Origin of the sequence: Bacillus sp. GMs2/2 (genome assembly GCF_050172095.1) — a bacterium.
Taxonomy (GTDB): Bacteria; Bacillota; Bacilli; order Bacillales; family Bacillaceae_G; genus Bacillus_A; species Bacillus_A cereus.
Genome location: NZ_JBNLYE010000161.1, coordinates 1 through 9,252 on the forward strand (window position 1 = coordinate 1; position 9,252 = coordinate 9,252).

Genomic DNA, 9,252 nt, shown 5'->3' on the forward strand with positions numbered 1-9,252 from the left:
GTCACTAACAGCAATTGTTCTGTTAATTGTATGGTACTTTTATCAAAAATAAAAACGCATCGTATTAAAAAAACACGATGCGTTTTTATTATTTTTTTTGCCAATTTTCTTTAATAAAGTCTTCACGACCAGATTCCTTTTGCTCAGTAGCATATTTCTCTGGATTCTTTTTATAGAAATGTTGGTGGTATTCCTCTGCTGCGTAAAAAGGTGCAGCAGGACGAATTTCAGTCACGATTGGATCTTTAAACATACCGCTTTCTGTAAGAGCTTGTTTTGATTTTTCAGCAAGCCCTTTTTGTGTTTCGTTATGGTAAAAAATAGCGGTACGATAAGATGGACCACGGTCAAAAAATTGTCCGCCATCGTCAGTTGGATCGATTTGTGGCCAATATAAGTCTAGTAATTTCTGATAAGGAAAAATAGAAGGATCGAATGTAATTTGAACAACTTCTAAATGTCCAGATGTTCCAGCTTTTACTTGTTCATATGTTGGATTTTCTACATGACCTCCTGCATAGCCAGAAAGTACTTTATGAATACCAGGAAGTTCATCAAATGGTTTTACCATGCACCAAAAGCAACCGCCTGCGAAGGTTGCGAGTTCGTATGTTTTTTCGGACATTGCTGTAATCCTCCTAAATGTATATGTTTTATATAGTATTATATAAATTGTTTTATTGCGCAATAAAAAAGATTTGAAAATATATGTTTTTTATAAACAAGATCCTCCGCTCACATCAATTAATTGTCCAGTTACCCAGCGGCTGTCTGGAGAAGCAAGGAATGCAGCAGTATCGGCAATGTCTTCTACTTCACCTAAGCGATTGAAAGCGGAAATAGTAGTAGCGTACTGCTTCATCATCGGGTCGCTCAAGAGTTCTGCATTCATATCTGTTTTAATAAATCCTGGAAGTATTGCATTCACCGTTATTCCTCGTGCTCCAAGCTGTTTTGCTAGCGTAAAAGTCATTGTATTAATAGCGCCTTTCGTCATACTATATGCAACAAAATCAGGTAAAGAAATGCGGGTGGCAGCGGATGAAATATTAATAATTCGGCTATTGTCACGTAAACGTGGCAGTGCTTGTTGAATGATAAAGAATGGTGCTTTTGCATTTACTGAAAACATTCTATCAAAAAATTGTTCAGTCGTTTCTTCAATAAAAGCACCAGGACCAATGCCAGCATTGTTTATTAAAATATCAAATTGTGTTTCACCAGTGCGCTTTTGTAATTCAGTATCTAAAGCGTTATAAAGGTTTTCTACACCGTGTAAGGATTCTAAATTTGCGCCGATAGAAAAAGCTTGGCCACCATCTGATCGAATTTCATGAACAGTTTCTTCAGCGTCATCTTTTCGATTACCGTAATGAACAGCAACCAATGCACCGTCATTTGCTAAACGTTTAGCGATCGCTCGTCCAATTCCTCGGCTTGCTCCTGTAACTAACGCTACTTTCCCTTTTAACATAGTTTCCTCATCTCCTCATAAACTTTATAAGTTTTTCTTTATGTAGTAATGCAAACATACTTAAGTAATATATGAGTGTATGTAAGTAATGCATTCCAATTTTGATTTGAGAAAAAATAAATAGAATGAATTTTGATTTTTTTGAGAAAACATGTTGACAACGAAAAGAACAACGTCCTATAATACGTGTAACAAATAAAAGTTAATTAAGAATTTTCTAACTTTATATGTTGTATATGCAAAGAAGAGGAAAGTAGATGATTATGATCGTTTCAGAGAGCTACTCCAAGGCTGTGAGGGTAGTAACAATCGAATCATTGAAGATCACCTCGGAGCATCGCTTGCGAAAGGGAAACTGAGTAGAGGGCGGCGGCATCGTCTCCGGTAAAAGGACGGAGGTCTGATTGGACCTACAAAGCTTATATTTCGTGAGAAGTATAAGGAAGCTGAGTGGTAACGCGAAACTCTCGCCTCAGCAATCAAAGCTACTAAATTGTAGTAGTTGATTGCTGAGGCGAGAGTTTTTATTTTTAAAAATAGAAGAAGAGAATGCGTAGAAGAGGAGAGTAAATGATAAAGATTGTTTCAGAGAGCTGCCCCGAGGCTGTGAGGGTGGTAACAATTCACTCATTGAAAATCACCTTGGAGCACTACTTTTGAAAACTAGTAAAAAGTAGCGGGGTTGTTCCCGATAGAAAAACAAAAGTCTAATTGGACTTGCAGAGATTATATTTCGTGAGAAGTATAAGGAAGCTGAGTGGTACCACGATTCCCTCGTCTCAGCAATGGATTGCTACAAGTATGTAAGTAATCGATTGTTGAGACGAGTATATTTTTAAGGTTTATATACTGAATATTCTGTTAAAATTACTCATCTCAGCAATCGATGTAGAAATAGATTGCAAAAATAGAGAAAAAAGAGGAGCGATGTGAGATGGGAAACCAGTACATTTACATGAATGGGGAATTTGTAGAAAAAGAAAAGGCAGTTGTTTCAGTGTATGATCACGGTTTTTTATACGGAGACGGTGTATTTGAAGGGATTCGTAGTTACGGAGGAAATGTATTTTGTTTAAAAGAACATGTGAAACGATTGTATGAATCAGCGAAATCTATTTTACTAACAATTCCAATGACGGTAGAAGAAATGGAAGAAGCAGTTTTACATACACTCCAAAAAAATGAATACGCTGATGCTTATATTCGCTTAATTGTCTCAAGAGGAAAAGGTGACTTAGGACTCGATCCGAGAAGTTGTGTGAAGCCGAGCGTAATTATCATTGCAGAACAATTAAAGTTATTCCCACAAGAATTTTATGATAATGGGCTAAGCGTTGTATCTGTTGCATCAAGACGTAATACGCCAGACGCGTTAGATCCACGTATTAAGTCAATGAATTATTTAAATAACGTACTTGTAAAAATTGAGGCGGCACAAGCAGGAGTGTTAGAGGCTCTTATGTTAAATCAACAAGGATATGTTTGTGAAGGTTCTGGCGATAATGTTTTCGTTGTGAAAGATGGAAAAGTATTAACCCCGCCATCCTATTTAGGGGCATTAGAAGGTATTACGAGAAATAGTGTTATCGAGCTATGTGAACGACTGAGTATTCCGTGTGAGGAAAGACCATTCACTCGCCATGACGTATATGTAGCGGATGAAGTATTTTTAACAGGAACAGCAGCGGAGTTAATTCCAGTTGTAAAAGTTGATTCGAGAGAAATTGGAGATGGGAAACCAGGAAGTGTAACGAAACAATTGACCGAAGAATTTAAAAAATTAACGAGAGAAAGAGGAGTACGTGTTCCCGGGCTGACGGAAAGCTTAGCATAAATAAGGAGAGGAGTTAATTGAAATGAAGCAGCAGTATACAGCGTATGAGAAGTTACAGTGTGAAGAAATGACAGGCGCTGGGCACGTGATTCAAGGTTTGAAGAAATTGGGTGTAACGACCGTTTTCGGCTATCCAGGCGGAGCGATTTTACCAGTATACGATGCGTTATACGAAAGTGGTTTGAAACATGTTTTAACTCGTCATGAACAAGCTGCCATTCATGCGGCTGAAGGATATGCGAGAGCTTCTGGGAAGGTCGGGGTAGTCTTTGCTACCTCTGGCCCAGGGGCGACAAATTTAGTTACGGGCTTAGCAGACGCTTATATGGATTCGATTCCTTTAGTTGTCATTACCGGCCAAGTTGCAACGCCTTTAATTGGTAAAGATGGATTTCAAGAAGCGGATGTTGTCGGAATTACAGTACCTGTTACGAAGCATAATTACCAAGTTCGTGATGTAAATCATGTATCACGAATTGTGCAAGAAGCTTTTTACATCGCCAAAAGCGGACGACCGGGACCAGTATTAATCGATATTCCAAAAGATGTTCAAAATGCAAAAGTCACCAGTTTCTTTAATGAAGAAGTTGATATTCCGGGGTACAAACCAGAACTTGTACCAGACAGCATGAAACTTAGAGAGGTGGCTAAAGCAATTTCAAAATCAAAGCGTCCACTTCTTTATATTGGAGGAGGTGTCATTCATTCAGGTGGATCCGATGAACTCTTCGAATTCGCAAGGGAGAACCGTATTCCAGTCGTTTCAACTTTAATGGGACTTGGTGCATATCCACCGGGAGATCCATTGTTTCTAGGGATGCTTGGTATGCATGGGACATACGCTGCTAATATGGCGGTAACAGAATGTGATTTACTACTTGCATTAGGTGTTCGCTTCGATGATCGTGTAACAGGGAAATTAGAACTTTTTTCTCCGCACTCGAAAAAAGTACATATTGATATTGATCCTTCTGAGTTTCATAAAAATGTAACTGTAGAGCATCCGATTGTTGGTGATGTGAAAAAAGCGTTACACATGTTGTTACATATGTCTATTTATACACAAACAGATGAATGGCTTCAGAAAGTAAAGGCATGGAAAGAAGAATATCCACTTTCTTATAAGCAAAAAGAATCTGAGTTAAAACCACAGCATGTGATCAACTTAGTAAGTGAATTAACGAATGGTGAAGCGATTGTCACAACAGAAGTAGGACAGCATCAAATGTGGGCTGCTCACTTCTATAAAGCAAGAAAACCTCGGACGTTCCTTACCTCTGGAGGATTAGGAACAATGGGGTTTGGGTTCCCAGCGGCAATTGGTGCTCAGCTTGCAAAAGAAGAAGAACTCGTCGTTTGTATTGCAGGTGATGCTTCTTTTCAAATGAACATTCAAGAACTACAAACAATTGCTGAAAATAACATCCCTGTAAAAGTATTTATTATAAATAACAGATTTTTAGGGATGGTAAGGCAATGGCAAGAAATGTTTTATGAAAATCGTTTATCAGAGTCAAAAATTGGCTCACCAGATTTTGTGAAAGTGGCAGAAGCTTATGGAGTGAAGGGATTAAGGGCGACAAATTCAACAGAGGCGAAACAAGTGGTGTTAGAAGCATTTGCTCACGAAGGTCCTGTCGTAGTTGATTTTTGTGTAGAAGAAGGTGAAAACGTATTTCCGATGGTTCCGCCAAACAAAGGGAATAACGAAATGATTATGAAGAGGTGGGAAGAATGAGTCATACTTTTTCACTCGTTATTCATAACGAGCCAAGTGTCTTATTACGTATAAGTGGAATTTTTGCTCGGCGTGGCTATTATATTTCTTCTTTACATTTAAACGAAAGAGATACGAGTGGCGTTTCTGAAATGAAACTCACAGCAGTTTGTACTGAAAATGAAGCGACATTACTTGTTAGTCAGTTGAAAAAATTAATTGATGTACTGCAAGTAAATAAATTATAAGGGGTGTATGGAGTATGAAAACGTATTATGAGAAAGATGCAAATGTAGAGTTATTACAAGGGAAAACAGTTGCGGTAATTGGTTATGGATCTCAAGGGCATGCGCAGGCACAAAATTTACGTGATTCAGGTGTGGAAGTTGTAGTTGGTGTTAGACCTGGTAAATCGTATGAAGTAGCAAAAGCAGATGGATTTGAAGTAATGTCTGTTTCAGAAGCGGTTCGAACCGCACAAGTTGTACAAATGTTATTGCCAGATGAACAGCAAGCACATGTATATAAATCAGAAGTAGAAGAGAATCTCCGTGAAGGACAAATGTTACTTTTCTCACATGGATTTAACATTCACTTCGGCCAAATTAATCCGCCAAGTTACGTAGATGTAGCAATGGTTGCGCCAAAAAGTCCAGGTCATCTCGTTCGCCGTGTATATCAAGAAGGAAATGGTGTTCCGGCATTAGTCGCAGTGCATCAAGATGCGACGGGAACAGCGCTACATGTAGCATTAGCGTATGCAAAAGGTGTAGGTTGTACACGTGCGGGTGTAATTGAAACGACATTCCAAGAAGAAACCGAAACGGATTTATTCGGTGAGCAAGCTGTACTTTGCGGCGGGGTAACTGCACTTGTGAAGGCCGGGTTCGAAACGTTAACGGAAGGTGGATATCGTCCTGAAATTGCATACTTTGAATGTTTGCATGAATTAAAGCTAATTGTTGACTTAATGTACGAAGGTGGATTAACGAATATGCGCCATTCTATTTCAGATACGGCAGAATTTGGAGATTATGTAACAGGATCGAGAATTGTTACAGATGAAACGAAGAAGGAAATGAAGCGTGTTCTGACAGAAATTCAGCAAGGTGAATTTGCGAAGAAATGGATTTTAGAAAATCAAGCAGGGCGTCCGACGTATAACGCAATGAAAAAAGCAGAACAAAATCATCAATTAGAAAAAGTGGGGGCAGAGCTTCGTGAAATGATGAGTTGGATTCATGCACCGAAAGAATTAGTAAAGAAATAGAGTGAGAGAGTATAAATGAAAAATATGTAAGAGGGGATTTGACAAGATGAGAAGTGACATGATTAAAAAAGGTTTTGATAAAGCGCCGCACCGTAGTTTATTAAAAGCAACTGGTTTGAAAGATGAAGATTTTGATAAACCTTTCATAGCGATTTGTAATTCTTTTATTGAAATTATTCCAGGGCATAAACACTTGAACGAGTTTGGGAAACTTGTAAAAGAGGCAGTTCGTGCGGCGGGTATGGTACCATTTGAATTCAATACAATTGGAGTTGACGATGGTATTGCGATGGGACATATCGGTATGCGTTATTCTCTTCCGAGTCGTGAAATAATTGCAGATTCAGTAGAAACGGTTGTAAATGCACACTGGTTTGACGGCATGATTTGTATTCCAAACTGTGACAAAATTACACCAGGTATGATGATGGCTGCACTACGTATTAATATTCCGACTGTGTTTGTTTCAGGCGGCCCAATGGCAGCAGGAAAAACATCTAAAGGAGAAGTTGTTGATCTGAGTTCCGTTTTTGAAGGAGTAGGAGCTTATCAATCTGGGAAAATTTCAGAAGAAGAATTAAAAGATATTGAAGATCATGGCTGTCCATCTTGTGGCTCTTGTTCGGGTATGTTTACCGCGAACTCTATGAATTGTTTATGTGAAGTGTTAGGTTTAGCTCTTCCTGGTAACGGGAGTATTTTAGCAATTGATCCAAGACGTGAAGAGTTAATTAAACAGGCAGCAGAGAAATTGAAAATTTTAATTGAAAGAGATATTAAACCAAGAGACATTGTAACGGAAGAAGCAATTGATGATGCGTTTGCGCTTGATATGGCGATGGGCGGTTCAACAAATACAGTGTTGCATACATTGGCGCTCGCGCAAGAGGCTGGATTAGATTACGATATGAACCGTATTGATGCCGTTTCAAGACGTGTACCACATTTATGTAAAGTAAGCCCTGCTTCCAATTGGCATATGGAAGATATTGATCGTGCGGGCGGGATTAGTGCAATTTTGAAAGAGATGAGCCGGAAAGAAGGAGTACTTCATCTTGATCGAATAACTGCTACGGGGCAAACATTAAGAGAAAATATTGCTGAGGCAGAGATTAAAGATAAGGAAGTTATTCACTCTCTTGAAAACCCTCATAGTGAGGAAGGAGGATTGCGTATATTAAAAGGCAACCTTGCGAAAGATGGAGCGGTTATTAAAAGCGGTGCAACAGAGGTAAAGCGTTTTGAAGGACCTTGCGTTATTTTTAATTCACAAGATGAGGCACTTGCTGGCATTATGCTTGGGAAAGTGAAAAAAGGAGATGTAGTTGTCATTCGTTATGAAGGACCAAGAGGTGGCCCTGGTATGCCAGAAATGTTAGCACCAACATCAGCAATTGCTGGAATGGGATTAGGTGCTGAGGTTGCATTATTAACGGATGGACGTTTCTCTGGAGCTTCACGTGGAATTTCAGTAGGACATATTTCACCAGAAGCAGCAGCTGGTGGAACGATCGCACTTCTTGAACAAGGGGATATTGTATGTATTGATGTTGAAGAACGCTTGCTAGAAGTAAGAGTGAGTGATGAGGAATTAGATAAGCGTAAAAAAGAATGGAAACGACCAGAACCGAAAGTGAAAACTGGCTGGCTTGGACGTTATGCACAAATGGTAACATCGGCGAATACAGGGGCTGTTCTGAAAATCCCACATTTTGATTGAGCCAATTTAAAAAAGATAAGGATGATATATAATGGTGCAAAAGGTAAAGGAGAGAGTGAAAATTGAAGATATCTTAATGGCTCATAATTGCATGAAAGATATCGTTATTAAAACACCGTTACAACGTGATACAGTTTTATCTGAGAAATATGATTGTGACGTTTATGTAAAACGAGAAGATTTACAATTAATTCGCTCTTTCAAAATTCGTGGTGCATACAATTTGATTCAAAGTTTACCGAAAGAAAAGTTACAAAACGGTGTTGTTTGTGCAAGTGCTGGTAATCATGCGCAAGGAGTTGCTTATACATGTAATTTATTGAAGATTCCGTCGAAAATATTTATGCCCACAACAACACCGAAACAAAAAGTATCACAAGTACAATTTTTCGGTGGTGATTTCGCAGAGATTGTATTAGTTGGTGATACATTCGATAGCTCTTTCCAAGAAGCACAGTGTTATTGTGAAGAAAATAGAATGACATTTGTTCATCCGTTTGATGATCCGTATGTAGTTGCTGGTCAAGGGACAGTGGCAGTTGAAATTATGCATGATATGGAGAAACCGGTTGATTATATCTTTGCGGCAATCGGCGGTGGTGGATTAGCATCAGGTGTTGGTACATATGTAAAAGGTGTTAGTCCTACTACAAAGGTTATTGGTGTAGAACCGATGGGAGCTGCATCTATGAAAGAGGCTTTTCTTCAAAATGATAATGTCGCATTAGAGAAAATAGATAGTTTTGTTGATGGGGCAGCGGTTAAAAAGGTAGGAAAGTTAACTTTTGAAACTTGTAAAGATGTAATTGATGACATCGTTTTAGTACCAGAGGGGAAAGTTTGTACGACGATTTTAGAACTGTATAAGAAAAATGCGATTGTAGCTGAACCGGCTGGTGCACTCTCTATTGCAGCACTTGATTTATACAGGGATGAAATTAAAGATAAAACAGTTGTATGCACATTAAGTGGTGGAAATAATGACATTGATAGAATGCAAGAAATGAAAGAACGATCTCTCATTTATGAAGGGTTAAAGCATTATTTCATCATTGAATTCCCACAGCGTTCAGGCGCGTTAAGAGAATTTCTTGATAAAGGATTAGGGCCAGAAGATGATATTACTCGTTTTGAGTATATTAAGAAACATAATAAGGAAAATGGTCCAGCATTAGTCGGAGTAGAATTAAAACATAAAGAAGATTATGAGCAATTAATTACTCGCTTTAAAGAAAAT

General features: G+C 38.5%; 8 protein-coding genes and 1 other annotated feature. Of the genes, 6 read left to right on the forward strand and 2 right to left on the reverse strand.

Going from position 1 to position 9,252, the window contains the following annotated elements; all coding sequences use genetic code 11:
- Nucleotides 1–88: 88 nt before the first annotated feature.
- Nucleotides 89–625 carry a peptide-methionine (S)-S-oxide reductase MsrA gene (gene msrA / locus ACQGS6_RS18060; RefSeq protein ID WP_001291887.1) on the reverse strand — a complete coding sequence of 179 codons (537 nt, stop codon included), beginning with the start codon at nt 623–625 and terminating at the stop codon, nt 89–91.
- Between the two features lie 90 nt (nt 626–715).
- Nucleotides 716–1,474 (reverse strand): SDR family oxidoreductase, encoded by a 759-nt coding sequence (locus ACQGS6_RS18065; protein ID WP_000911808.1) that lies wholly within the window; start codon nt 1,472–1,474, stop codon nt 716–718.
- Between the two features lie 545 nt (nt 1,475–2,019).
- Nucleotides 2,020–2,259 (forward strand) — a binding site (T-box leader).
- A 149-nt stretch (nt 2,260–2,408) separates the two neighbouring features.
- Here ACQGS6_RS18065 and ilvE point away from each other — a divergent pair.
- The 6 genes from ilvE to ilvA all read left to right on the forward strand — a co-directional run.
- Nucleotides 2,409–3,308 (forward strand): branched-chain-amino-acid transaminase, encoded by a 900-nt coding sequence (ilvE, locus tag ACQGS6_RS18070; protein ID WP_000528156.1) that lies wholly within the window; start codon nt 2,409–2,411, stop codon nt 3,306–3,308.
- 22 nt (nt 3,309–3,330) lie between these two features.
- On the forward strand, nt 3,331–5,046 hold the full coding sequence (gene ilvB, locus ACQGS6_RS18075) for an acetolactate synthase large subunit (RefSeq protein WP_000813474.1): 1,716 nt from the start codon (nt 3,331–3,333) through the stop codon (nt 5,044–5,046).
- On the forward strand, nt 5,043–5,273 hold the full coding sequence (locus ACQGS6_RS18080; protein WP_000019916.1) for an ACT domain-containing protein: 231 nt from the start codon (nt 5,043–5,045) through the stop codon (nt 5,271–5,273). The genes ilvB and ACQGS6_RS18080 overlap by 4 nt, the downstream gene beginning before the upstream one ends.
- Before the next feature lie 14 nt (nt 5,274–5,287).
- Nucleotides 5,288–6,295 carry a ketol-acid reductoisomerase gene (gene ilvC, locus ACQGS6_RS18085; RefSeq protein ID WP_000861136.1) on the forward strand — a complete coding sequence of 336 codons (1,008 nt, stop codon included), beginning with the start codon at nt 5,288–5,290 and terminating at the stop codon, nt 6,293–6,295.
- Nucleotides 6,296–6,341: 46 nt separating this feature from the next.
- On the forward strand, nt 6,342–8,015 hold the full coding sequence (gene ilvD, locus ACQGS6_RS18090; RefSeq protein ID WP_001255817.1) for a dihydroxy-acid dehydratase: 1,674 nt from the start codon (nt 6,342–6,344) through the stop codon (nt 8,013–8,015).
- Nucleotides 8,016–8,046: 31 nt separating this feature from the next.
- Nucleotides 8,047–9,252: threonine ammonia-lyase IlvA (gene ilvA / locus ACQGS6_RS18095; protein ID WP_426965381.1), on the forward strand; the 1,206-nt coding region annotated here is incomplete at its 3' end.